This is a genomic window from Curtobacterium citreum (genome assembly GCF_006715175.1).
GTDB classification, from domain to species: Bacteria; Actinomycetota; Actinomycetes; order Actinomycetales; family Microbacteriaceae; genus Curtobacterium; species Curtobacterium citreum.
The window spans coordinates 2,740,463-2,764,288 of the sequence record NZ_VFMQ01000001.1; the positions used below are offsets into that span (position 1 = coordinate 2,740,463).

General features: G+C 72.6%; 27 protein-coding genes. 14 read left to right on the forward strand and 13 right to left on the reverse strand.

Annotated features, from left to right (window positions below; translation table 11 throughout):
- Positions 1 to 6 precede the first annotated feature (6 nt).
- Together FB462_RS12910 and aspS are read left to right on the forward strand one after the other, a co-directional pair.
- On the forward strand, positions 7 to 408 hold the full coding sequence (locus tag FB462_RS12910; protein WP_114849724.1) for a MerR family transcriptional regulator: 402 nt from the start codon (positions 7 to 9) through the stop codon (positions 406 to 408).
- A gap of 190 nt (positions 409 to 598) precedes the next feature.
- Positions 599 to 1,939, forward strand: coding sequence for an aspartate--tRNA(Asn) ligase (gene aspS / locus FB462_RS12915; protein ID WP_114849875.1), 1,341 nt, complete (start codon positions 599 to 601; stop codon positions 1,937 to 1,939).
- 107 nt (positions 1,940 to 2,046) lie between these two features.
- Here aspS and FB462_RS12920 read toward each other — a convergent pair whose 3' ends face one another.
- The 5 genes from FB462_RS12920 to FB462_RS12940 form a co-directional block, all read right to left on the reverse strand.
- Positions 2,047 to 2,340, reverse strand: coding sequence for a Dabb family protein (locus tag FB462_RS12920; protein ID WP_114849727.1), 294 nt, complete (start codon positions 2,338 to 2,340; stop codon positions 2,047 to 2,049).
- Positions 2,337 to 2,591, reverse strand: coding sequence for a glutaredoxin family protein (locus tag FB462_RS12925; RefSeq protein ID WP_114849728.1), 255 nt, complete (start codon positions 2,589 to 2,591; stop codon positions 2,337 to 2,339). The genes FB462_RS12920 and FB462_RS12925 overlap by 4 nt, the downstream gene beginning before the upstream one ends.
- Before the next feature lie 84 nt (positions 2,592 to 2,675).
- Complete coding sequence (locus tag FB462_RS12930) at positions 2,676 to 2,774, reverse strand: 30S ribosomal protein bS22 (protein WP_003792170.1); 99 nt, start codon at positions 2,772 to 2,774, stop codon at positions 2,676 to 2,678.
- A gap of 131 nt (positions 2,775 to 2,905) precedes the next feature.
- Positions 2,906 to 3,103 carry a helix-turn-helix domain-containing protein gene (locus FB462_RS12935; protein WP_058741922.1) on the reverse strand — a complete coding sequence of 66 codons (198 nt, stop codon included), beginning with the start codon at positions 3,101 to 3,103 and terminating at the stop codon, positions 2,906 to 2,908.
- A gap of 126 nt (positions 3,104 to 3,229) precedes the next feature.
- A complete protein-coding gene (locus FB462_RS12940) occupies positions 3,230 to 3,745 on the reverse strand; it encodes an ArsR/SmtB family transcription factor (RefSeq protein ID WP_141862295.1) in 516 nt (171 codons plus the stop codon).
- A gap of 71 nt (positions 3,746 to 3,816) precedes the next feature.
- On the opposite strand from FB462_RS12940, the gene FB462_RS12945 reads away from it, so the two are divergent.
- Both FB462_RS12945 and FB462_RS12950 read left to right on the forward strand, forming a co-directional pair.
- Positions 3,817 to 5,250, forward strand: a complete 1,434-nt coding sequence (locus tag FB462_RS12945; protein WP_141862297.1) for a TrkH family potassium uptake protein — start codon at positions 3,817 to 3,819, stop codon at positions 5,248 to 5,250.
- Entirely contained in the window at positions 5,243 to 5,950 is a 708-nt protein-coding gene (locus FB462_RS12950; RefSeq protein WP_217507587.1) for a potassium channel family protein, read from the forward strand. The genes FB462_RS12945 and FB462_RS12950 overlap by 8 nt, the downstream gene beginning before the upstream one ends.
- A 96-nt stretch (positions 5,951 to 6,046) precedes the next feature.
- Here the strand turns inward: FB462_RS12950 and proC are convergent, their stop codons facing one another.
- A complete protein-coding gene (proC, locus tag FB462_RS12955) occupies positions 6,047 to 6,877 on the reverse strand; it encodes a pyrroline-5-carboxylate reductase (RefSeq protein WP_141862299.1) in 831 nt (276 codons plus the stop codon).
- Positions 6,878 to 6,951: 74 nt separating this feature from the next.
- Between proC and FB462_RS12960 the strand changes: the two genes are divergently transcribed.
- Entirely contained in the window at positions 6,952 to 7,908 is a 957-nt protein-coding gene (locus FB462_RS12960; RefSeq protein ID WP_114849731.1) for a cation diffusion facilitator family transporter, read from the forward strand.
- 49 nt (positions 7,909 to 7,957) lie between these two features.
- Positions 7,958 to 8,335, forward strand: a complete 378-nt coding sequence (locus FB462_RS12965) for a hypothetical protein (RefSeq protein WP_114849732.1) — start codon at positions 7,958 to 7,960, stop codon at positions 8,333 to 8,335.
- A 49-nt stretch (positions 8,336 to 8,384) separates the two neighbouring features.
- Here FB462_RS12965 and FB462_RS12970 read toward each other — a convergent pair whose 3' ends face one another.
- The gene (locus FB462_RS12970; RefSeq protein ID WP_114849877.1) at positions 8,385 to 8,816 is read right to left on the reverse strand and encodes a nucleoside deaminase; all 432 of its coding nucleotides are present in this window, start codon (positions 8,814 to 8,816) and stop codon (positions 8,385 to 8,387) included.
- A gap of 75 nt (positions 8,817 to 8,891) precedes the next feature.
- Here FB462_RS12970 and upp point away from each other — a divergent pair, with 75 nt between their 5' ends.
- The 5 genes from upp (at position 8,892) to FB462_RS12995 (ending at position 14,413) form a co-directional block, all read left to right on the forward strand.
- The gene (gene upp, locus FB462_RS12975) at positions 8,892 to 9,527 is read left to right on the forward strand and encodes a uracil phosphoribosyltransferase (RefSeq protein WP_114849733.1); all 636 of its coding nucleotides are present in this window, start codon (positions 8,892 to 8,894) and stop codon (positions 9,525 to 9,527) included.
- A gap of 526 nt (positions 9,528 to 10,053) precedes the next feature.
- Positions 10,054 to 10,824: a winged helix-turn-helix domain-containing protein gene (locus FB462_RS12980; RefSeq protein ID WP_058741916.1), complete on the forward strand. Its 771-nt coding sequence runs from the start codon at positions 10,054 to 10,056 to the stop codon at positions 10,822 to 10,824.
- Positions 10,825 to 11,112: 288 nt separating this feature from the next.
- Positions 11,113 to 11,619, forward strand: a complete 507-nt coding sequence (locus FB462_RS12985) for a MarR family winged helix-turn-helix transcriptional regulator (RefSeq protein ID WP_114849734.1) — start codon at positions 11,113 to 11,115, stop codon at positions 11,617 to 11,619.
- Positions 11,616 to 12,965: a cryptochrome/photolyase family protein gene (locus FB462_RS12990; protein ID WP_141862301.1), complete on the forward strand. Its 1,350-nt coding sequence runs from the start codon at positions 11,616 to 11,618 to the stop codon at positions 12,963 to 12,965. Before FB462_RS12985 ends, FB462_RS12990 begins: the two co-directional genes overlap by 4 nt.
- Entirely contained in the window at positions 12,962 to 14,413 is a 1,452-nt protein-coding gene (locus FB462_RS12995) for a serine hydrolase domain-containing protein (protein WP_141862303.1), read from the forward strand. The genes FB462_RS12990 and FB462_RS12995 overlap by 4 nt, the downstream gene beginning before the upstream one ends.
- Positions 14,414 to 14,421: 8 nt before the next feature.
- Here FB462_RS12995 and FB462_RS13000 read toward each other — a convergent pair whose 3' ends face one another.
- Positions 14,422 to 15,396, reverse strand: a complete 975-nt coding sequence (locus tag FB462_RS13000; RefSeq protein WP_167510108.1) for a carbohydrate kinase family protein — start codon at positions 15,394 to 15,396, stop codon at positions 14,422 to 14,424.
- A 168-nt stretch (positions 15,397 to 15,564) separates the two neighbouring features.
- Here FB462_RS13000 and FB462_RS13005 point away from each other — a divergent pair, with 168 nt between their 5' ends.
- Positions 15,565 to 16,137 (forward strand): TetR/AcrR family transcriptional regulator, encoded by a 573-nt coding sequence (locus tag FB462_RS13005; protein WP_141862307.1) that lies wholly within the window; start codon positions 15,565 to 15,567, stop codon positions 16,135 to 16,137.
- A 236-nt stretch (positions 16,138 to 16,373) separates the two neighbouring features.
- On the opposite strand, the gene FB462_RS13010 is transcribed toward FB462_RS13005, so the two are convergent.
- The 5 genes from FB462_RS13010 to FB462_RS13030 all read right to left on the reverse strand — a co-directional run bounded on the left by FB462_RS13010 (position 16,374) and on the right by FB462_RS13030 (position 22,716).
- The gene (locus tag FB462_RS13010; RefSeq protein ID WP_058742645.1) at positions 16,374 to 16,988 is read right to left on the reverse strand and encodes a superoxide dismutase; all 615 of its coding nucleotides are present in this window, start codon (positions 16,986 to 16,988) and stop codon (positions 16,374 to 16,376) included.
- 43 nt (positions 16,989 to 17,031) lie between these two features.
- The gene (locus FB462_RS13015; RefSeq protein WP_114849738.1) at positions 17,032 to 17,541 is read right to left on the reverse strand and encodes a flavin reductase family protein; all 510 of its coding nucleotides are present in this window, start codon (positions 17,539 to 17,541) and stop codon (positions 17,032 to 17,034) included.
- A 292-nt stretch (positions 17,542 to 17,833) separates the two neighbouring features.
- On the reverse strand, positions 17,834 to 19,357 hold the full coding sequence (locus FB462_RS13020; RefSeq protein ID WP_114849739.1) for an MFS transporter: 1,524 nt from the start codon (positions 19,355 to 19,357) through the stop codon (positions 17,834 to 17,836).
- 354 nt (positions 19,358 to 19,711) lie between these two features.
- Positions 19,712 to 20,626, reverse strand: a complete 915-nt coding sequence (locus FB462_RS13025) for a LacI family DNA-binding transcriptional regulator (protein ID WP_229666649.1) — start codon at positions 20,624 to 20,626, stop codon at positions 19,712 to 19,714.
- A 56-nt stretch (positions 20,627 to 20,682) separates the two neighbouring features.
- On the reverse strand, positions 20,683 to 22,716 hold the full coding sequence (locus FB462_RS13030) for an aldo/keto reductase (RefSeq protein WP_141862309.1): 2,034 nt from the start codon (positions 22,714 to 22,716) through the stop codon (positions 20,683 to 20,685).
- 135 nt (positions 22,717 to 22,851) lie between these two features.
- Between FB462_RS13030 and FB462_RS13035 the strand changes: the two genes are divergently transcribed.
- Both FB462_RS13035 and FB462_RS17415 read left to right on the forward strand, forming a co-directional pair.
- Complete coding sequence (locus tag FB462_RS13035) at positions 22,852 to 23,406, forward strand: TetR/AcrR family transcriptional regulator (RefSeq protein ID WP_058742641.1); 555 nt, start codon at positions 22,852 to 22,854, stop codon at positions 23,404 to 23,406.
- Positions 23,407 to 23,497: 91 nt separating this feature from the next.
- Entirely contained in the window at positions 23,498 to 23,668 is a 171-nt protein-coding gene (locus FB462_RS17415; RefSeq protein ID WP_167510109.1) for a hypothetical protein, read from the forward strand.
- Positions 23,669 to 23,826 lie beyond the last annotated feature (158 nt).

Here is a 23,826-nt window from a genome sequence, read left to right on the forward strand (position 1 = left end):
TGGACCATGAGCGATGCCGGCCTCCCTGCGACCATGCACATCGGCGAGCTGGCCGAGCGTGCGGGGATGTCCCTCCGGACGATCCGGCACTACGACGAGGTCGGGCTCCTCGTCCCGAGCGGCCGCACCACCGGAGGCTTCCGCGTCTACACGGGCGACGACCTCGAGCGCCTGCTCGTGATCCGACGGATGAAGCCCCTCGGGTTCACCCTCGACGAGATGGCCGAGCTGCTCCGGGTCGTCGACGGCCTGCGCGACGCCGACCCGGACGATGCCAGGACCCGCGCCGCCCGACTCGACGCGTTCCTGGACGACGCCCGGGCTCGCCACGCGAAGCTCGTCGAGCGTGCCGGCATGGCGGAGGAGTTCATCGGGACGCTGAGCACCCTCCGCGCCTCGCTCCCCTGATGCCCCGCGAGGGGCGGCCAGGCCGCGAGCCCCACTCCCCCTGCCGTCACCGGGGACCCCTCTCGACTCGCGACCCGACCACGCACCCGACGCTACGGACCAGACGGGCCCGACCCGTGCCTCCCGTCCGGATCTGTGGAGGACCACCCGCGGAACCCTCCCTGTGGAGGAGGCCGTAGACTCGACGACCGTGATCGAACGCACCCGTATCGCCGACCTCGCCGCCCTCCCCGACGGCCCCGTTGCCGTCGCCGGATGGGTGGAGACCGTCCGTGACCAGAAGAAGGTCCAGTTCGTCGTCCTGCGCGACGAGACCGGTGCCGCGCAGCTGGTGAACCCGGCCACGCGCGAGGCGGAGGACGGCGACGACGCCGCCCAGGCCGCCCTCGGCATCACCAACGCGATCTCCGGTCTCGCCCACGGCACCTTCGTGCACGTGCGCGGCACCCTGAAGCACGACGAGCGCGTGAAGCTCGGCGGGCTCGAGGTCAAGGTCGGCTCGCTCGAGGTGGTGAGCGCCGCGATCCCGGAGACCCCGATCGCCGACGACTCCTCCCTGGACAAGCGGCTCGACTGGCGCTTCCTGGACCTGCGCAACCGGAAGCAGAACCTGATCTTCCGCATCCAGACGACGATGGAGCACGCGTTCCGCACGTACTGGGTCGAGCGCGACTACATCGAGATCCACACCCCGAAGCTGATGGCGTCGGCGTCGGAGTCCCGCGCCGAGCTCTTCCAGCTCGAGTACTTCGAGACGACGGCCTACCTGGCGCAGTCGCCGCAGAACTTCAAGCAGATGGCGCAGCCCGCCGGCTTCGGCGCGGTGTTCGAGATCGCCGACGCCTTCCGCGCGGACCCGTCGTTCACGAGCCGGCACGCCACCGAGTTCACGAGCGTCGACGCCGAGATCTCGTGGGTCGAGTCGCACGCCGACGTCATGGCCATGCACGAGGAGCTGCTCGTCGCCGGCTTCACCGCCGTCAAGGAGAAGTACGGCGAGGAGATCGAGGAGGTCTTCGGCTTCGAGTTCGTCGTGCCGACCGCCCCGTTCCCCCGCGTCACCCTCGCCGAGGCCCGGAAGATCGTGGCCGAAAGCGGCTACGAGGTCGTGCGCGCCGACGGTGATCTGGACCCCGAGGGCGAGCGCCGCGTGAGCGCCTGGGCGAAGGAGACGCACGGCTCCGAGTTCGTGTTCGTCACCGACTACGACGCCACGATCCGGCCCTACTACCACATGCGCCACGAGGACGACCCGACGCTCACGAACAGCTACGACCTGCTGTTCAACGGCGCCGAGATCTCGACCGGCGCGCAGCGCGAGCACCGCGTCGAGCGCCTCGCGGCACAGGCCGAGGAGAAGGGTCTCGACACCGCCGAGATCGACTGGTACCTCGACTTCTTCCGCTACGGCGTCCCGCCGCACGGCGGCTTCGGCATGGGTCTGGCCCGCGTGCTCATGCTCGCGCTGCACGAGCCGTCGATCCGCGAGGTCACGTACCTGTTCCGCGGGCCGACGCGGCTCACCCCGTAACCTGCGACGACACGAGAACGGCCGCCCTCCTGCAGGAGGGTGGCCGTTCTCGTGTCCACGACCGGGACGGTCCCGGCTGGTCGCACGTCATGGACGAGAGGCGCGGATCACCGCTCCCAGTCGATGGCCGCCCGCGACGTGACGAGTCCGCGGATCTCCGCTGCCGCCGCCTGGTGGTCGGGGTGCACCTGGTACGCGTCCAGCCCGACGAGGTCGTCGAACGTCGCGACGACCGCGACGTCCTGGTTCTTCCCCGGGTAGGCGACGTTCTCGACGACCTCGAGGGAGCGGATCGCCTCGACGGTGCCGACCAGGCCGGTCAGCAGTTCGCGGATGCGGTCGATCGACGCCGAGCGGTCGAGGTCCTCCCGCAGGGTCCATGAGACGACGTGGTGGATCATGCGCGGGCCTCGGCCTTCTCGAGTGCACGGTGGAGCCGGTCGGCGTCCACGTGCCAGTTGCTGTGGACCCGCCCGTCGACCAGGACGACCGGGATGTCCTCGGCGTACTGCTCGCGCAGCGCGTCGTCGTCCAGGATCGACCGCTCCTGCAGGATGGTGCCGGGATGGTCGGCCACGACCCGCTCGACGATCGGTCGGGCGTCGTCGCAGAGGTGGCAGCCGGGCTTCGTCAACAGGGTCACGGCGGGCATGTCATCACCCTAGCCCGCAGGGGGACCGGCGCCCGGACACACGAAAGCCCCGGCGGACCGGGGCTTCGGGTGCAAGTACTGGACTTACTTCTTGTTGCGACGCTGGTGACGCGTCTTGCGCAGGAGCTTGCGGTGCTTCTTCTTCGCCATGCGCTTGCGACGCTTCTTGATGACAGAACCCATAGTGGACCTCGCTCGGAACGATGCTGATGTGTGGACACCGGGCCCGAAGAGACCGCGGAAAATCAACCCGGCCGAGTCTAGCGGAGCGCAGCGGTCCTGTCGAACGAGCGGCGTGGCCGGGCGGACGGGCGCTAGCCGACGTCGGCGACCCCGCCGCCGCGCAGGACGTCGGCGACCGCGGACTCCGGGACGCGGAACGACCGGCCGAAGCGGATCGCGGGCAGCTCACCGGCGTGCACCATCCGGTAGACCGTCATCTTGGAGACGCGCATCATCTCGGCGACCTCTGCGACGGTGAGGAAGCGCACGTCGTCGAAACTGCCGCTCATGGTGGTCCTTCGGGTGACCCGCGCTCCCGCGCGGGATGGGTGTGACCTGTGTGGTCTCTGGTAACTGTAGGGGCCGACGGGACGACGTGTCCAGGCACTTCCGAGGCTCGGGGCCGAACCGTGACGTCAGTCGTCCTCGCCCCGTCGGGTGAAGCGCTTCCGACTGCTCTCGACGACGCGCTCCCAGCCCTGCTGCGCCCCGCTGAACGCCGCGTTCGCGCGGTAGGACGCCTCGGCCATCACGCGGCCGAGCTCCGTGCCGACCTCGACCGTGGCCTTGCCGGCGGTGCCGTTGCGGCGGATCGAGACCGGCTGGCCGTCGAGCGTCCAGGCCGTCGTGGCGGGGGTGCCGTCGGCGTCCACCGCGCCGGTGAACGGGACCACCCACTCCTCGAGCCGGACGAGGGGCTCGGGGTCGAGGCGGTAGAAGCGGTGCTGGCCCTCATCGCGCGTGGACACGAGGCCGTTGTCCCGCAGGACCCGGAGGTGCTTCGACACGGTCGGCTGGCTCACGCCGAGCTTCGTGACGAGCTGCCCGACGCTGAGCTCGCCCCCGGTGCTGTCCGACCCGTACGCGGCGAGCAGCGCACCGAGCAGTTCGCGCCGGGTCGGGTCCGCCACGACGGTGAAGATGTCGGCCATGCGGCAAGGCTAGTCGGGCGGGCACGGATGTACCATGACCGCTGTCCCGCCCATGTCCCCGGAGGCATACGATGCTCGACCGCACCGAGCCGCTCCCGCCCCAGGTGAGCGCCTCCCGGCGACAGGTGAGCCGGATCGCCGCGGTGCTGCGCTCCTCGCCCTCCCGACTGGCGATCCTCGTCTTCATCGCGCTGGTGCTCCTGTTCACGCTGCTGTTCATGACGCCGATGGCCTCGGCGGACGGCACGACGACGCACTTCTCGGACGCCCTGTTCACCGCCGCGTCGGTCGTCTGCGTGACCGGACTCGCCACGGTCGACATGGCCACGCACTGGTCGGTGTTCGGCAAGACCCTCGTGGTGATCGGCACGCAGATCGGCGCCGTCGGGGTCCTGACCTTCGCGTCGATCCTCGGGCTCGTGGTGACCCGTCGGCTCGGGCTCCGCGCGAAGCTCATCGCCGCGGGCGACTCGAACCCGCTCCGCACCCACCACGGCGCCGTCCCCGAGGGCCAGGCGGTCCGGCTCGGCGAGGTCGGCACGCTCCTGCTGACGGTGGCGGTGAGCACGCTGACGATCGAGATCGCCGTCGGGCTCCTGCTCCTGCCGTCCGTGCTCGTCGCCGGGTACCCGTTCTGGACGGCCGTGGGCGACTCCTTCTACTACGCGGCGATGGCGTTCACGAACACGGGGTTCGCACCGAACGCCGACGGCCTCGCGCCGTTCACCCACGACTACTGGTTCCTGTCGCTGCTCATGGTCGCGGTCGTCCTCGGGTCGATCGGCTTCCCGGTCATCCGGACGCTCACCAAGCAGCTCCGCTCCCCGCGGCGGTGGCCGATCCACGTCAAGCTCACGCTGACCACGAGTGCGGTCCTGCTGCTCCTCGGCGCCGTCGTCTACACCGCGCTCGAGGCCTCGAACCCCCGCACGCTCGGGTCCGAGGGCGCCGGCCACACCGCGTTCCAGGCGCTCTTCTTCTCGACGATGACCCGCTCGGGCGGCTTCGCGACGATCGACGTCGAGCAGATGAACGGCGCGAGCCTGCTCGTCACCGACATGCTCATGTTCATCGGCGGCGGCTCGGCCTCGACCGCCGGCGGCATCAAGGTGACGACCCTCGCCGTGCTGTTCCTCGCCGCCGTCGCCGAGGCCCGGGGCCGCCGCAGCATGGAGGCGTTCGGCCGCCGCATCCCGAGCGACGTCCTCCGCGTCGCCGTCGCCGTCGTGCTGTGGGGCGCGACGATCGTCGCCGTCGCCACCGTCGTGCTCCTGCAGATCACCGGCGACTCCCTGGACCGCGTGCTGTTCGAGGTCATCTCGGCCTTCGCCACGTGCGGCCTGTCCTCCGGGATCTCGGCCGAGCTGCCCGAGTCCGGCAAGTACGTGCTCGCCGCCACCATGTTCCTCGGCCGGGTCGGTACAGTGACGATCGCCGCAGCCCTGGCCGCCAGCCAGAGCCGGCAGCTGTTCCGCCGACCCGAAGAGAGGCCCATCGTTGGCTGACCGACGCGCCGACCGCCGTGCGCCCCACCCCGTCACCGGAGCCGTGAGCCACGACGCCCCCGTGCTCGTCCTCGGCCTCGGCCGCTTCGGCGCCGCGACCGCCGGGCAGCTCGAGCGCCAGAACCGCGAGGTCCTCGTCGTCGACACCGACGCCGCGCTGGTGCAGAAGTGGTCGGACCGGGTCACCCACGCCGTGCAGGCGGACGCCACCGACATCGACGCCCTGCGGCAGATCGGTGCGCAGGACTTCGCGATCGCCGTGGTCGCGGTCGGCTCGCACCTGGAGTCGAGCGTCCTCATCACCTCGAACCTCGTCGACCTCGGGATCCCGCAGATCTGGGCGAAGGCCGTCAGCCGGTCGCACGGCACGATCCTGTCCCGCATCGGCGCGAACCACGTCGTCTACCCGGAGCGCGAGGCCGGCGAGCGGACCGCCCACCTGGTCTCGGGACGCATGCTCGACTTCATCGAGTTCGACGACGACTTCGCGGTGGTCAAGATGCACCCGCCCCGCGCGGTGCGCGGCAAGGACCTCGCCACGACGGTCATCCGCACGCGGCACGGACTCACCGTGCTCGGCATCAAGTCGCCGGGGCGGGCGTTCGTGCCGGCGACGCCGGACAGCGTGATCGGCGAGGACGACGTGATCATCGTCTCCGGCACCGAGACGGACCTGGAACGCTTCGCGGCGCTCGAGTGACCCGCTGACGGCCTGGAGGCTCGTGGCGGGGCCCGTCACGATCCTCCCTTCCGGTGTTCGTCGCCCCCGGCGACGCGAGGGCTGGACCGCACGGTGTCAGGACCGCGCGATCTCCTCGGCCCGTGCGATCGCCGCGCGCGACGCGCGCTCCAGGGTCGCGGCGAGGTCCGCGTCCTGCAGGACGGCGACGGCGCGCTCGGTCGTGCCGGCCGGGCTGGTGACCGCCCGCCGGAGGTCCGCGGGCTCCCGCCCGGAGGCGGCCAGCAGCTCGACCGCGCCGCGGAGCGTCCCCTGCACCATCGCGGCGGCCTGCTCGTGGTCGAAGCCGAGGCGCTCGGCGGCCTCCTGCCACTGCTCGACGAGCAGGAAGACGTAGGCGGGTCCGGAACCGGAGACCGCGGACAGGGCGTCGAGCCGGTCCTCGGGCACGGTGAGCACGGTGCCGGAGGCACTGAACACGGACGACGCGACCGCGACCGCGGCGTCGTCGGCGGTCGCGCCGGCGCTGATGCCGGTGACGCCGTGCCCGACGCCGATCGGGGTGTTCGGCAGCGCGCGGACGACGCGGACGCCGGCGGGCACGCGGGTCTCCATCGCTGCGGTGGTCGTGCCGACGGCGACGCTGACGACCACGGCGCCCGGGTGCAGGGAGGCGGCGACCTCGTCGAGCACGTCGGCCACCATGTACGGCTTCACCCCGAGCACCACGAGGTCGGCGCCGCGGACCGCGTGCCGGTTGGCGTCCGGGTCCGTGTCGGTGGCGAGGGCGTCGAGCCCGCGCTCCCGCAGTGCCGCAGCCGAGCCCTCGGACTTCGTCGTGAGCGTCACGGTCGCCGGGTCGAGCCCCGCGGCGAGCAGGCCGTCGAGGACCGCGCCGGACATGGAGCCGACGCCGAGCATGGCGGTGCGGGGCAGTTCGATCGTCATGCTCATGACCCTATCCAGCGACCTCGCGCACCGGTCGCGCCTAGGATCGGGGCACGTCGGGAGAAGGGACACCTGTGAGCGCTTCGGGAGGCACGAGGGCGATCCTCGCCGCACTGGCCGCGAACGTCGGGATCGCGATCGTCAAGTTCGTCGCGGCGGCGATCAGCGGGTCCGCGGCGATGCTCGCGGAGGGCGTGCACTCCCTGGCCGACTCCGCGAACCAGCTCCTGCTGCTGCTCGGCGGACGGCGCGCGCGGAAGGCGGCCGACCAGGAGCACCCCTTCGGCCACGGGCGCGAACGGTACGTGTACGCGTTCGTCGTGTCGATCATCCTGTTCACCGTCGGCGGGGTCTTCTCGCTGTACGAGGGGCTCGAGAAGCTCGCGGCGCCGCACCCGCTCGAGAACTGGTGGCTGCCGGTCGCCGTGCTCGTCGTCGCGATCGGGCTCGAGGGCTTCTCGCTCCGCACGGCGCTGCGGGAGGCCCGCCCGCACAAGGGGTCGCAGTCGTGGGTGCAGTTCGTGCGCCGGGCGAAGGCGCCCGAACTCCCCGTCGTCATGCTCGAGGACACGGCGGCCCTGACCGGCCTGGTGTTCGCGCTGCTCGGCGTCGGGCTGACGGTGGTCACCGGCAACGGGGTGTTCGACGCGGCCGGCACGATCCTGATCGCCCTGCTCCTCATCGCGGTGGCGGTCGTGCTCGGCATCGAGACGAAGAGCCTGCTCGTGGGCGAGGGAGCGAACGACGCCGACGTCGAACGCATCCGGACCGCGACGCTCGACGGGCCGGAGGTCGACTCGATCGTGCACCTCAAGACCCTGTACCTCGGCCCGGACGAGCTCATGGTCGGCATGAAGGTCGCCGTCGACGGCGACCGGCGGCTCGGCGACGTCGCGGCGGGCATCGACGCCGTGGAGCAGCGGATCCGCGCAGCGGTCCCGGCCGCACGGGTGATCTACGTCGAGCCGGACGTGCTCCGGACCGGACCACGACCGCCGACCGAGGCGATCGTCATCCGCGCCGCCGACTGAGGGCAGCCTTGCTGGCGGAGGACCACCCGCTTCCGCCAGGCTCGTGTCCATGACGGCGCTCTCCTCGGTCCTGCTCATCCTGCACTTCCTCGGCCTCGCGGCCGTGATCGGCGCGTTCCTCGTGCAGGTGCGCCGGAAGGGCGGGTTCCAGACCGGCTGGATGGTCATCGGGCTCGTCACGCAGCTCGTCACGGGCCTCGCGATGATGGGCATCCTCGATGCCACGACGGACGGCGGGGCGAACCACGCGAAGCTCGGCGTGAAGCTGGCCGTCGCGGTGGTCGCGCTCGTCCTGGCGCTCGTCGCCCGGGCGCGTCAGGCGCAGGCCGACGCCGGGAAGGCGAAGGCGAAGGCCGCGCTGCCGTTCTTCCACTCGGCCGGGGCGCTGGCGATCATCAACGTGCTCGTCGCGGTGCTCTGGAAGTAGGGCGCTCCGCGGTCCGCGGTTCGTGGTCCGCGGTCCGCGGTCCGCGGGGTCAGCGTCGTTCGTGGAAGAACGCGTCGAGCAGTGCGGCGCAGGCCGCCTCCCGCACGCCGCCGACGACCTCGGACCGGTGCGGCAGCCGGCGGTCCCGCGCGATGTCGTAGACGCTCCCCGACGCCCCGGCCTTCGGGTCCCACGCCCCGAACACGATCCGCGGCACCCGGGCGGCGAGCGCGGCACCGGCGCACATGGGGCACGGCTCCAGCGTCACCACGAGCGTGTGCTCCGCGAGGTGCCAGTCCCGCGTGACCTCGGCCGCGGCCCGGAGCGCCAGGACCTCGGCGTGGGCGGTCGGGTCCTGCCGCGCCTCGCGCTCGTTGCGCCCCACCGCCACGACGGCGCCGTCGGCGTCGAGCACGACGGCCCCGACCGGGACGTCACCGGTGGCCAGGCACGCGCGTGCCTCGGCGAGGGCACGGTCCATGGCGGCGGTGAACGGGCGGCCGGCGGGGTCTTCCACGCGTCGATCCTGCCCCATCGGCACGGTACGCTCGACTCCATGCGAGTCCACGTCGCCGACCACCCGCTCATCACCCACAAGCTCTCGGTGCTCCGCGACCGGACCACACCGTCCCCCACGTTCCGCGCCCTGACCGAGGAGCTCGTCACGCTCCTCGCGTACGAGGCGACGCGCAACGTCCGCGTCACGGCCACGCCGATCGACACCCCGGTGGCGCACACCATGGGCGTCTCCATCGCGAAGCCCCGCCCGCTCGTCGTCCCGATCCTCCGCGCGGGCCTCGGCATGCTCGAGGGCATGGTCAAGCTCGTCCCCACGGCCGAGGTCGGCTTCCTCGGCATGGCGCGCAACGAGACCACGCTCGAGCCCCAGACCTACGCCGAGCGCCTGCCCGACGACCTGTCCGGCCGCCAGTGCTTCGTGCTCGACCCGATGCTCGCGACGGGCGGTACCCTCGCGGCGGCGATCGACTTCCTGTTCGACCGCGGCGCGGAGGAGGTCACGTGCGTGTGCATCCTGGGCGCTCCCGAGGGCCTGGCCGCCGTCGAGCAGGCCGTCGGCGACCGCAACGTCACGATCGTGCTCGGCGCCCTCGACGAGAAGCTCGACGAGAACGGGTACATCGTCCCGGGCCTCGGCGACGCCGGCGACCGCCTGTACGGGCTGGCCGAGTAGCACCACCGACGCGACGCCCCCGCTCGCGCGAGACCCTGCCGGAAGGCGTGGCGTCCCGCGTGGTCGGGGGCGTCCTGCATCCCGGGGGCCGGACCGCGCACCGTCCGCACGGACGGTTGACACGGGGTTGGTATACCGCTGATACTCGTCCCATGACTGCGAACCCGTCCACCCGCGTCCTCGAGACGTGCTCCTCCCGAGGGGCAGTGGGGACCGTCGGCACGATGATGCCGACGACGGCGGTCATGCGTTGTCGAATGTGTGCCTGATCGGTACCCGTTCCAGCTGGATCCCCCGCGACACCACCCCGGTCGCGAGCGTGTGATCCCCGGGTGACACCGAATCGACGACGCACAGCGTCCGGCGACGGACAGCGACCGTGCTCGAGACGGTGCACCCGTACCCCCGGGAAGGCCCCGGTCCACCGACGGACCGCAGGGCGACACGGCGATCCGCCGAACCCGGACCGACGCATTCGACACCGCCGCGCCGCACGCAGCGCAGCAACCCGCACGGAAGAACCGCCATGTCGCTCACCATCGCCCAGCCCCGCACCGCTCACCGCTCCCCCGCGTCCGTGTCGACGGACCTCGGCACCGTGACGTCGATCCGGTCCCGTCGCGCGCCGGCCGCCCCGCCGGTCCCGGACGGCATCCCGACCAGCCCGGTCGTCGCGCCGCAGCGCAACCGGTCGCTGCCCGAGGGCACCGAGGCCCGCGGCTTCGCGCTGTACGTCGGCATCGACGAGGCGCAGGCCGCTGCCGCGGGCACCTCGCTCGCCGCGGTGGTCGAGCAGCTCAAGGCCCTCACCGCGCAGCTCGTGCCGACCTCGGAGACGTACGCCGCGGTGGCCGTCGCCGCCGAGGGCTCCGGAGGCCGCGACGTCGACGTCGTCCGGCTCGCCCTGCAGGACCGCTCCGCCGTCGCCGCCCGCAAGCAGGCCGAGAAGCCCGAGCCCGAGGAGACCGGGGTCGTCATCGACATCTCCCGGAAGCGGGTCACGCTCGACGGCGAGGCCGCTCCCCTGACCTACAAGGAGTTCGAGCTCCTGCAGTTCCTCGTCCTCCGCGAGGGACAGACCGTCGACCGCGCGGCCATCATCGAGGGCCTGTGGTCGGACGGCGAGGACGAGACCCCGAACGAGCGCACGATCGACGTGCACGTCCGTCGGCTCCGTTCGAAGCTCGGCGCGTTCGAGGAGATCGTCCGCACCGTGCGGGGTGTCGGCTACCGGTTCGACCGGCACGCCGACGTCGCGGTGCGCTACGCCTCGACGCCCTCGCCCGACCTCTTCTGATCCGCTCGGCGTCCTCCCGGTGAACTCGCAGCGAACGACCTCGTCACACGCTGGCGCGCCGTTACCTCGCCGTTATACAGTCCTTCTTGCAGACAGTGTTTGCTGTGGCACTGGCTGCGGAATGTGATTGCAGGACACTCTTGGTGCAAGGGAGAGGGCCGGTCGCCCAGAAGGCGACCGGCCCTCGTTGCGTCTGCCGACCCGTCCGCGGGCGTGTCCCCCGTCTGCACGGCGCGCTCGTGCTCCGTCGCTAGTGTGGGTTGACCGCACGACCGAAGGGGCCGCACCGTGGACGAGTCACGCCGCAGCGACAAGGCGACCGCCGTCGCGGCCTGGGAAGCACTGTTCCGGGCGCAGGTGACGGTCATGCGGGCGCTCAACGCCGACTTCCCGAGCGCGGAGATCTCGTTCAACGAGTACGACGTGTGCTTCAACCTGTCGACGCAGCCCGGCCGTCGGTGCCGGATGCGCGAGCTCACCGGACACCTGCTGCTCACCCAGCCGAGCGTCAGCCGACTCGTCGAGCGCCTGGCGTCGAAGGGCATCGTCGAGAAGCAGCCGGACCCGAGCGACGCCCGCGGGGTCATCGTCGCCCTCACGGCGCACGGGTTCGACGTCTACCGCTCGGTCGCCGTGCAGCACGCGCAGACCATCGCGGAGCAGGTCGGCGCCGGTCTCGACGACGACGAGCTCCAGACGCTCACCGCCCTGTGCACGAAGCTCCGGGTCGCGGCGGACGCACCGGGGCGGAGCACCACCCGCGTCCCGCGTGACCGGGCCACGGTGGACGCATGAGCGGCGCGGTCGTCTGGCTGCGGGAGGACCTGCGGCTCGCCGACAACCCCGCGCTCCGTGCCGCGATCGACCACGGTGGACCCGTCACGGTCGCGGTCGTCCTCGACGAGGAGACCGACGGCATCCGACCGGTCGGGGCCGCGAGCCGCTGGTGGCTGCACCACTCGCTCGCGGCGCTCGACGGCGAGCTGCGGGACCGGGGGTCACGACTCGTGTTCCGGAAGGGCGCTGCTGCCGACGTGGTGCCGGCCCTGGTCCGTGACGCCGGTGCGGACGCGGTCTACTGGAACCGTCGCTACGGCCGGGTCGAGCGCGACCTGGACGCCGGCATCAAGAGCGCCCTGACCGACGCCGGGACCGAGGCGCACAGCTTCGCGGCGAACCTGCTCTGGGAGCCGTGGACCGTCCTGACCGGCCAGGGCGAGCCGTTCAAGGTCTTCACGCCGTTCTGGCGCGCGGCGCAGGCGATGCCCGAACCCCGGCACCCGCTGCCGAAGCCCCGCGACCTGCCGGCGCCGGCGGACGTGGACGGCGACGACCTGGACGACTGGGCCCTGCTGCCGACCGCTCCGGACTGGGCCGGCGGGCTCCGCGACGCCTGGGAGCCGGGCGAGGCCGGGGCGCACCGGAAGCTCGAACGGTTCGTCCACGACGCGCTCGAGGACTACGACCAGCGCGATGAGCCCGCGATGGCGGCGACGAGCGACCTGTCCCCGCACCTGCGCTGGGGCGAGGTCAGCCCGTACCAGGTGTGGCACCGGCTGCACGGCGAACTCGAGCCCGAGCAGCGTCGGCAGGCCCCGGCCTTCCTCCGGCAGCTCGCATGGCGCGAGTTCAACTGGAACGAGTACTTCCACTGCGACGACATCGCCACCGTGAACGTCCGCCGTGAGTTCGACGCCTTCCCGTGGCGCGACGCCGACCAGGACGAGATCGACCGCTGGCGGCACGGCCGCACGGGCTTCGACCTGGTCGACGCGGGGATGCGGGAGCTCTGGCACTCCGGCGCGATGCACAACCGTGTGCGGCTGGCGGCGGCGAGCTTCCTCGTGAAGAACCTGCTGGTCGACTGGCGGATCGGCGAGCAGTGGTTCTGGGACACCCTCGTCGACGCCGACCCGGCCAACAACGCGGGCAACTGGCAGTGGGTCGCCGGGTCCGGGTTCGACGCGGCGCCGTACTTCCGCGTCTTCAACCCCGACCGGCAGCTCGAGCGGTTCGACCCGCACCGTGAGTACGTGCACCGCTGGGTCCCCGCGGACGAGGACCGGCCGGAGCCGATGGTCGACCTCAAGGCGAGCCGGCAGCGCGCCCTCGACGCCTACGACCGGATGCGCCGCGGATGAGCCTGCCCGACGACCTGCTGGCCGAGGTCGACGCGCTGTTCCATGACCGCGTCGCGGCCCGGACGGCCCCGAGCAGCGTCTGGGGCGTGTTCGACCGTGACGGGCTCATCGCCTCCGGCGGGCACGGCGACCGCGGGGACGGTCGGGCACCGGACGCCGACACCGTGTACCGCATCGCGTCGTGCACGAAGAGCGTCACCGCGGCGACCCTCCTCACGCTCGTCGCCGAGGGCCGCGCCGACCTGGACGCCCCGATCACCGACGCGGTCCCGGCGTTCGCCGAGGTCACGCTGCCGTCGCGGGACGCCCCGGTCCCGACCCTGCGCATGCTCCTCACCATGGCCGGCGGGTTCCCGACGGACGACCCGTGGGCCGACCGGCAGGAGTCGATCGCCGACGCGGAACTCGACGACGTGCTCCGGGGCGGGCTGCTGTTCGACTCGGTGCCCGGGACCCGGTTCGCCTACTCGAACACCGGGTACGCCCTGCTCGGTCGCGCGGTGGCCGTCGCGGCCGGGACGACGTTCCACGAAGCCGCGGCCAGCCGCGTGCTGGTACCCCTCGGCCTGGAGGACACGGTGTTCCGCGCCGAGGACGCCCGCGGGTACGTGGTGACCGGGCAGCGCGACGACGACGGGTCGTGGACCCCGCAGCCGATGACCGGCCCCGGAGCGTTCTCGTCGATCGGCGGACTGTTCTCGACCGTCCGCGACCTCGCCCGGTGGGCACGGCACCTGGCCTCGGCAACGTCGACCGCCCCGGAGCCCGGACCGCTCTCCCCCGCCGACCGGCGGCTCATGCAGCAGGCGATGCGCGTCGTGCCGCCGTCGGTGGTCCCGTCCTCGACCCGGGCGACCGCGTACGGCTTCGGGCTGTTCGTCGAGCAGGACCCGCGGTTCGGTGAGCTCGTCAGCCACTCCGGCGGCTACCCCGGCTTCTCCGCGCACATGCGCTGGTCCGTCGAGCACGGCCTCGGCGTGGTCGCGTTCGAGAACGCCACGCAGGCCAAGGTCTCCGCGGCCGCCGACCGGGCGCTCGACCTCGTGCTGGACCGAATCCCGGGCCAGCCGGTCCCGGTCGCGCCGGGCGTCGAGCGGACCACCGCCGCCGCCCGGGACGCCCAGCGCTCGGTCACGACCCTGCTCCAGCAGTGGGCCGACGCCCCGCAGGACCCCGCCGGCGACGCCCTCGCCGACCGCGTCTGCAGCCCGAACGTCGCGATGGACCAGCCGTACGAACGGCGACGGCGGGCACTCGCTGAGGCCGTCGCCCGCGTCGGTGTCGACCTGCACGCGGACCCCGTCGAGGAGCACGCGACCGTGCCCTCACAGCTGCGCTGGTGGCTGCCGGGGACGAACGGGCGCCTCCGCATCGAGATCAAGCTCGCGCCGCTCGCCGTCGGACTCGTGCAGACCCTGACGGTGACCGCGGAGCCCACCGAGCGCTAGGGCCCAGCTCAGACCGGCGGACGGCCGCCCACGAAGCCCAGCGCACGCGACGCCACCCGGGTGCCCTCGCGCGCGGCGGCGCCGACCCGCACGGGGTCGGTCGCCCACGCACGCAGGAACCCGGCGGCGAAGGCGTCCCCGGCCCCGAGCGTGTCGACGACCGTCGCCGGGGTGGCCGGGACCCGCTGCGGGCTCCGGCCCGGACGTCCGAGCAGCGCCCCGTCGGACCCGGTCGTCACGACGACGAGCGGCACGACCGCGGTGAGCCGGCGGACGGCCTCGGCTGCGGTCGCCGCGCCGGTCAGCGCGCAGGCCTCGGCCTCGTCCGGGAAGAGCACGTCGACGCCGTCCAGGGCGGCGAGGAACGCCTCGGGGCCGACGGAGCGGACCACGGCCTCGGCGGACGGGTCGAGCGACACCCGCGCACCCGCGGACCCCGCTCGTGCGACGAGCCCTGCGATCCGCTCGGCACCACCACCACCGAGCATCGCCGCCCCGGTGAGGTGCACGATGTCCGCGCGCGCGACGAGGTCGCCCGGCACGTCCGCCGCGTCGAGGTCACCGCTCGCCGCGGGATCCGTCATCGCGGTCCGGCCGCGGCCGTCGCGTACGGAGACGATCGCCCCGGTCGCGGCGCGCGCGTCGTAGCGCACGTGCGCCCGGACGCCGGCGTCCGCCAGGGAGCGCTCGTGCCGGAGGACGTCGTCGACGCCGACGCGGGCGACGAGGTCGACCTCCGCCCCGAGCCAGCCGAGCCAGGTGGCGGTGTTGCCCGCGGCGCCGAGCGACCGGTGCTGGATCACGGCCGCCGGGTCGTGCGTCCCCACCGCCTCGGCGCTCGTCTGCACGAGGACCCCGTCGAGCACGTCGCCGACGACCAGGAAGCGCTTCCCGACGCCGCGACGACGACCCGTGACCTCTCGTCCGGCGCGGGTGGCTGCGGGCCGTGGGGGCACCACGACGGGCTCGGAGGACGATGACACGTCCGCCATCCTAGCCAGACCCGAGTATTCCTCTACTTCAGGGAAGCTGCGAGCAGATGTCGATCCTCGCAGGTGCGGGATGTCATGGCGATCGGCTAACATTTCAGGTGATCGGCTGCGTCGTGCGCGTCGACCGACCACCACGCGACCGCGACCCCCGGAGATCCCATGCCCAGGAAGCCCGACCCGACGCTCAAGCCCGCGATCGTCGAGAAGGTCGCGCAGCACCTGCTCGACACCAAGCTCGAGGACGTCTCCGTCCGCAGCCTCGGCCGGGTCCTCGGCACGAGCGCGTACCCGATCGTGTACCACTTCGGCTCGCGGGAGTCCCTGATCCAGGCGGTGGTCGACCACCTCGAGGCCGACGTGGTCGATCTCGTCCTCGACCCCGAGGGCGACACCGACGCACTGGGCCGGCACCTCGTCACGGTGTTCGGCGGACTGGACTCCCCCGAACGCGCACTCGCCGCGCGGCTGACGTTCGAGCTCGGCTGCGTGGAGTCCATCGACGGGCGGGATCGCGAACGGCGGTCGTTCCGGCGGCGGATCGCGGAGATCGCTGCCTGGTGCTCCGCGCACGGCGCCTGCCCGGACACCGCCGAGCGCACGGCACGCGCCGCCGTCGGTGCCGCACGTGGCGTGCAGTGGGGCGCCCTCGTCGACCCGGCCGGCACGGACGTCGACGGCGCGCTCCGGGCGATCGCGCTCGAGGTGTCCGTCGGCTCCCTCGCCACCGCCTGACGGCGCCCGTCCGCCCGCCGGCGGGTCGCACAGGATCGACGAACCGCCAGCAGACGCGTGCCCGTCAGCCCACCCGCGGCCATCGGCCGACGCCTGTCAGCAGACCGCGCGCGACCGCCAGACTGCGCACGGCGACCAGACTGCGCGCGGTGACCAGACGACGGACGGGAGGCGCGGTACCAGCCGGCACCGCGCCTCCCGTCCGTGGGTCGGTCACCGGGGTGACCGACGTCGCGTCACAGGGTGACGAACGACTGCGCCTTCGCGTTCGCGAAGCGCGCTGCCACGTTCTCCCAGTCGACGATGTTCCACACGGCCTTGACGTAGTCCGCCTTGACGTTGAGGTAGTCGAGGTAGAAGGCGTGCTCCCACATGTCGAGCATGAAGATCGGGACGACGCCGAGCGGGACGTTGGCCTGCTGGTCGAAGAGCTGGAACGTGACCAGCTTCTGGCCGACCTGGTCCCACGCGAGGACGGACCAGCCGGAGCCCTGGATGCCGTTCGCGACCGCCGCGAACTGCGCCTGGAACTGCTCGAAGGAGCCGAAGAACTCGTCGATCGCCGCGGCGAGCTCACCCTCGGGGACCTTCGTGTCCGGCCCGAGGTTGGTCCAGAAGATCGAGTGGTTGACGTGGCCGCCGAGGTGGAACGCGAGGTCCTTCTCGAGCTTGTTGATCGCACCGAAGTTGCCCGACTCACGAGCCTCGCCGAGCTGCTGCAGCGCGGTGTTGGCGCCCGTCACGTAGGCCTGGTGGTGCTTGTCGTGGTGCAGCTGCATGATCTTGCCGCTGATGTGCGGCTCGAGGGCGGCGTAGTCGTACGGCAGGTCGGGCAGGGTGTACTCAGCCATCGGAGGTCCTTTCGTTCGTGGTTGTCGGACGGTGCTCCGCGACTCAGGAGAGCCGGGAACGTTCGGAGAGGGAGTGGAACTCCCGGTTGTGGTAGACCAGCGGCTCGCCGTGCTCGCGGCCGACGACGATGTCGAGGACCTCGGCGACGACCACGGTGGACGAACCGATCTCGGTCGTCGAGCGCGGCCGGCAGCGCAGGGCGGTGGCCGCAGTCGGTAGGTACCGCTCGCCCGTGGGCAGGGTCCCCCACATCGGGTCGTCGGCGGCCGGGCTGCCGGTCGCGGCGAAGCGCTTGGCGAGTCCGACGCTCAGCGAGTCGACGAGGTGCACGACGAAGACGTCGGCGCCGAGCACGACCCCGGCGGAGCCGGATTTCGTCGAGAGCGAGAACACCAGGACGGGCGGGTCCACGGCGACGCTCGCGACGCTCGAGGCGGTGAGGCCGGTGGGGCCGTCGGGTCCCTCGGCGGTGATGACCGCCACACCGGCGGGGTGTCCGCGGAAGGCGGCCTTGTACGCGTCGGCGGTCGTGGCCGGTGCTTCGTCGGGCATGGCAGTCGTGGGGTTCCTCCGGGGTGGGGTGGGCCGCGGCTGCGCGGCCACGTCCCAACGTAGGACCTCAACCGTGGTTCAGGTCAACGATTCCCAGGTTCGTCCGATCCCGGGCGCGCCGGAGGGGACGCCGGAGGCCGACACCCGGGTGCGCCGGAGCCTGCCCGGGGTCGTCGATGGAGCAGTCGACGTCGGGCGGCGGTCACCGACCCGACGTCTTCTGCTCCATCGAGTGCGCGCGAGCAAGCACGGGGCCACGCAGGACCGCCCGCGCCGGTCGCGCGCCGCCGGGTCAGTCGCGCTTGAGCATGACGACCGACGCGGCCGCCGCGACGAGCATGAGCACCGCGGCGACGCCCGCCGTGATCGTCACGCCGGAGTCGAACGCCGATCGGGCGCTCTCGAGCAGCGCCTGCCCGGCCGTGCCGCCGAGGTCCTGCGCCGCCGACACCGCGCCGCCGAGGGTCTCCTGCGCCGCCGTGTGCGCCGACCCGCTCAGGCCGCCGGGCACCACGACGTGCGCCCGGTAGGCCGTCGCGAGGATGGTGCCGAGCACGGCCGTCCCGAGGACCGCGCCGATCTCGTACGCCGTCTCGGACACCGCCGACGCCGCACCGGCCTTGTCCGCGGGCGCCGTCGAGATGATGAGGTCGTTCGTGACCGTCTCGGACGCGCCGATCCCGATGCCGAGCAGCACGAACGCGAACGCCAGGGCGACCACGGACGCGTGGTGCCCGAGGACCGAGACCATCGCGTACGCGGCAGCCGAGAACGTCAGCGAGACCGCGACGACCCACCGTGGGGCCACCCGGGCGACGATCGGCACGACGACGAGTCCGGCGACGATCGTGAGCACCGACCCGGGGATGAGCACCATCCCGGAGGCGAACGGGTCGAGCCCGGCGACGAGCTGCAGGTGCTGCGCGATGAAGAACAGGAAGCCGGTGAGCGAGAACATCGCCGCCATGTTCATGAGCACGCTGCCGCTGAAGGCCGTGCTCCGGAACAGCCGGAGGTCGAGCATGGGCGTGCGCGACCGGAGCTGCCGGCGGACGAACGCGATGCCGCAGAGCACGCCGACGGCGAGCATGGCGATCGCGAAGCCGCGCTCCTCCGGGTGCACGATCGACTTGATCGCCCAGGCAACGGGCGCGAGCGTCCCGAGCGAGAGCAGCATGCTCGGGACGTCGACGGGCCCCGGCGCGGGGTCGCGGGACTCCGGCACGAAGAACGGCACGCCGACGAGCATGAGCACGAGGATCGGGACGGCGACCAGGAAGACGCTGCCCCAGTGGAAGTGCGCCAGGAGCACACCGCCGACGAGCGGGCCGAGGGCGTTGCCGGCGGCGAACATCGTCGACCAGACGGCGAGCGCCATCCGCCGCTCCCCCGCGTCGGTGAACACGTTGCGGATGATCGAGAGCGTGGCCGGCATGAGCATCGCGCCGAAGACGCCCATCGCGATGCGGGCCGCGACGAGCATCCAGGCCTCGGTCGCGAACGCGGCGGCGACGGAGAACAGCGCGAACCCGGTCGCGCCGACGACGAGGATCCGGCGGCGTCCGATGCGGTCGCCGATGCTGCCCATGACGACGAGCAGGCCGGCGAGGACGAGCGGGTAGGCGTCGACGATCCAGAGCTGCGTGGTCGCGCTGGGGTCGAGGGCGCGGGCGATCGTCGGCAGCGCGAAGCTCAGGACGGTGTTGTCCACCGAGATGAGCAGGACGGGCAGCATCAGCACGGCGAGCGCGGCGAACCGTCGGGCGCGGCTGCCGGTGACGGCGGTGGCGACGGGGCTGGTGAGCAGTGCGGACACGGTGACTCCCTGGGGGTTCGAGCCGGACCAGGTCGACGGCGGAGCAGACGAGACGGGGCGCGGTGTCGGCACGCGCCCCGTCAGGACTCCGTAAGTGTACCGTCTGGACGGTGTTGGTTGCAAGTGCAACCGAACAGCGGACGGGAGGCCCGTGGCGGCGCCGCCACGGGCCTCCCGTCCGTTTCCTGCGAACCCTGCGGACGCGGGCCGCTCAGGCGGACTCGCGCACCAGCAACCGGTGGCGCACGGTGCGCTGCACCGACGCGCCGGAGCGGGGCAGCTCCCCCGCGATCATGCCGAGGGCGAGGTCGAGGGCCTCGCGTGCGACGGCGCCGAGGTCGACCGCCAGGGTGGTCAGGTGGGCGCGACGAGCGTGCCGACCGCGAGCCCGTCGACGCCGACGACGCGGACGCGTCCGGGGACGTCGACACCGGCGCGACGGCACGCGGCGAGGACGCCGAGCGCCATCACGTCGTTGAACGCGACCACCGCGTCGACAGCGGGGAACCGTTCGAGCGCCCGCGCGGCCATCGCGGCTCCGTGCTCGGACGTCGACGCCTCGGCGATCGCGATCTCCGGGCGGTGCCCACGGCGCCGGAGTGCGTCGAGCACGAGGAGCCCGCGACTGCTCGGACGGCCGGTGTGCGAGGCGTCGACGATCACCGGGTGCCGGACCCCCGTGGCCGTCAGGTGGTCGGCGAGGTCCTCGACGGCCGACGCCGGGTCGATGCGGACGGCGCCGCGGAGGACCTCGCCAGCGGGGTCGAGCTCGACCACGGGGACCGTGCCGAGCCGCTCGATCCACTCGGGCGCGCGGATGCCGAGGTACCCGATCACCACGTCGGTCTGCGCCCCGAGGGCCTGCACCGCGCGGTCGGAGTCCCCCGCGAGCCCGACGTCGGCGAGCATGACGTTCCACCCGCGGGCCGCAGCCAGGCCGAGCACCGCGGCCGCGAGCTCGGGCGAGTACGGGTTCCGGAGGTCGTTCACCACGAGGCCGAGCTGGCGGTCACCGCCGGTGACGAGCCCGCGGCCGAAGCGCGACGGCCGGTAGTGCAGCGCCGACGCAGCGGCCAGGACGCGCTCCTGCGTCGCCGCGCTGATGCCGTACATGCCGTTCATCGCACGGGTCACGGTCTGGCGCGAGACCCCGGCAGCCGCGGCGACGTCGTGGATCGTGGCGCGGGTGGCCGACCGCCCCGCGGACGCGTCGGCGCCTGCTGCTCCGTCCGGTGCTGCTGCGTCCGCGGGGTGGACGGTGTCGGTCACGCCGTGGGGCGTGGTGTCGGTCACGTTCGGGTCGCGCTGTCGGTCGAGCGCCGCGGTCAGGCGCGCAGGTCCAGCCAGGCGACCTGCTCGGGGCTCAGCTCGACGGACAGTCCGGTCATCGACGAACGGGCCTCCTCGATGGTGCGCGGACCGAACAGCGGGAAGGTCGGGAACGGCTGGTGCAGCACGTACGCCAGGGCGATCGCGGTCGCGGGCACGCCGTGCTGCGCGCCGAGCTCGCGTGCGCGGCGGAGGCGCTCGAAGTTCTCGTCCGAGTAGTAGCAGCGCACGAGCTCCGGGTCGCTCGTGTCGCCGGGAGCGGCACGGCCGGTGAAGAACCCGCGGGCCTGGGACGACCACGGCAGGAGCGGGACCTGTCGTTCCTCGAGCCAGCGCTTCGACTCCGGGTCGGTCGCGTGGCGGCAGCCGGCCCACGGGACGTCGTACGCCTCGGCGAGACCGAAGTGGTTGCTGAGGACCTCGAACCCGTGCTTGCCGTTCGCCCGGGCGTACTCGTTCGCCTCGTCGAACCGGGCGGTGCTCCAGTTCGAGCCGCCGAACACCCGGATCCGACCAGCGCGGCGGTGCTCGTCGAGCACGTCGACGAACTCCCCGACGGGTACGTCCTCGTTGTCGCGGTGCATCATGTAGATGTCCGCGTGGTCCGTGCCCTGCCGCTCGAGGCTCTCGAGCAGCTGCCGGGTGAGCGACTCCGGGTCGCAGTACGGGGTGTGGGCGCCCTTGGTGATGACGACCACGTCGTCCCGGATGCCGCGGTTCTCGATCCACTTGCCGAGTCGACCCTCGAGGACGCCGCCGCCGTAGACGTAGCCGGTGTCGAAGACGTTGCCGCCCTGCTCGACGAACATGTCGAACAGCGCGCTCGCGTGGGCGAGGTCGGGCTGGTTGTCGACACCCATGACCAGCCGGGACATGCGCTTGCCGACGCCGGGGACCTCGCCGTACCGCATCGGGGCGTCGTCGCGGACGCGCAACGGGGCGCTGCTCACCGTGGGGATGTCGGCCGTCTCCGCCTCGAACGGGTAGCGCAGGCCGATCGCGGCGCGCCAGCGGTCGAGCGTGCGGGCGGTCGCGAGCGTCTCGTCCAGGGTCATCTGCGCCGCCTCGACGGCTCCGGCGCGCAGCGCGTCGGTCGTCGCGTCAGCCTCGCGGGCGTAGGGGTGCTCGCCCGCGAAGGAGATGGTGCGGGGCTCCTCGTCGACGGTGCTGACGGTGATCGTCGGGTCGGCCGACAGCGTCCACGGGTCGGTGAGGACGATGCGGCCGCGGCTGCCGTGGACGGTCACCGCGTTGTCGTCCTGCAGGTGCACGCCGGTCCGGACGCTCGCCGTGATGCCGCCGCGGTAGGTCAGCTGCGCCACCGTCCACTCGTCGACCCCGGTGGGGCCGAGGGTCCCGGTGGCCGTCAGGTCGATCGGCTCGGCGACGGCGACACCGGTCGCCGCCTGCACGATCGCGGCGGTCATCGTGACCGGGTACCCGCCGACGTCGAGGATGCCGCCGCCCGCCGTCGCCGGGTCGTACAGTCGACCGCTGCGCTCGCCCGTGCGGAACGCGAAGGACGCGTCCACGTGCAGGACGTCGCCGATCGCACCCTGGCGGACGAGGTCGAGGAGCGCCGCGGTCTGCGGGTGGAATCGGTACATGTAGGCCTCGACGAGGGGCAGACCCGCCTGGCGTGCGGCGTCGACGAGCGCCATCGCGGTGCCGTGGTTCGGGGCGAGCGGCTTCTCGCAGAGCACGGCCTTGCCGGCGGCGAGGGCACGGAGCACGAGGTCGGCGTGGCCGGTGTGCACCGTCGAGACGTAGACGGCGTCGACCCGGTCGTCCGCGAGCACCCCGGCGTGGTCCACCGCGGCGACGTCGGCGAATCCGTGCTCGGCGGCTTCGTCGGCGAAGGCCTGCGCGCGCTCCGGCGACGAGCTCCCGGCGGCCACGAGCGTGCCGGTGCTCGCCGGCAGCTGCGACAGGAAGCGGCGGGCGATGCTGCCGGGGCCGAGCACCGCCCATCCGGGCCGGTCGGCGCCCGTGGACGGCGTGGTCGAGGGGGTCGCGGTCTGCGCTGACATGCGGTTCCTGTTCGTGCGGTGGGCCGTGCGGTCGCTGCGACGCTACCCACCGCCGAGCGCGCGGACAAGGAGTTCGTGAACGTTCACGGAACCGGTCGTTCGTCGGCGTGCGGGCGGTTGCCTAGACTCGTGCGCATGGCAAGCGCCCGAGACCGCGTCCTGGACAGCTTCGTCGCCATCGTGTGCGAGGAAGGCGAGCGTCCGGCGACCCTCGACGCCGTCGCCGCGCGGGCGGGCGTCTCGAAGGGCGGACTGCTGTACCACTTCGGCTCGAAGGCCGCCCTGGTCGAGGGGCTGTGCGAGCGCCTGTCCGACCTCGGGGCGATCGACGTCGAGCGGATGCGCGAGGCCGAGGACGGCGCCGCGCGGTACTTCGTGCGGAACTGCCTGTTCGTCGGCAGTGAGCTCGACCTCGCCCTCCTGGCGGCCAGCCGGCTGCAGCAGGCCGGGTACGAGGAAGCCGGCCGGACCCTCGACGACACCGAGAACGCATGGCTCGAGACCCTCGTCGACGAGCTCGGCGACGCGCCCACCGCGCAGGCCGTCAAGCTCCTCGGCGACGGGCTGTACCACCAGGCCTCCCTCGGCGCGGTGACCGGGTCCGAGGTCCGGCCGAACCGTGGCACCGTCGACATGGAGACGTTGCTCGCCGTCGTCGACCGCCTCATCGCCACCCGCCCCGCTGCGTGAACCGGCGCCCCGTCGTCGGGGCGTGCACCGGCCCCGGCCGACCTGGGGATAGACTGGTCGAGATCCACCCGCTCGAACCGGAGGTACCACCGTGGGCCGCGTCATCGCCGCTTTCTTCTCGATCCTGCTGCTGCTGGTGTCGATGTACCTGTTCGGGTTCGCGTTCCAGGTGCAGTCCGGTCAGGCGTTCGTCTTCATGGGCGGCGTGCTCCTCATGTGCCTGTCGTTCTACCTGCCGATCCACGTCTTCGGCAAGCGCTGACCGCAGCGCTTGGTCGCAGCGCTCCGGCGCTCGTCAGGACGGCCCCGCACCGATCGGTGCGGGGCCGTCCTGCGTCCGCGCGGCCGTCGCGCTCCGCGCCCCGCGTCCGCGCCGCGCGCACCACGGGCCCGGCCCGCGTCCGTGCGGCATCGAACCAC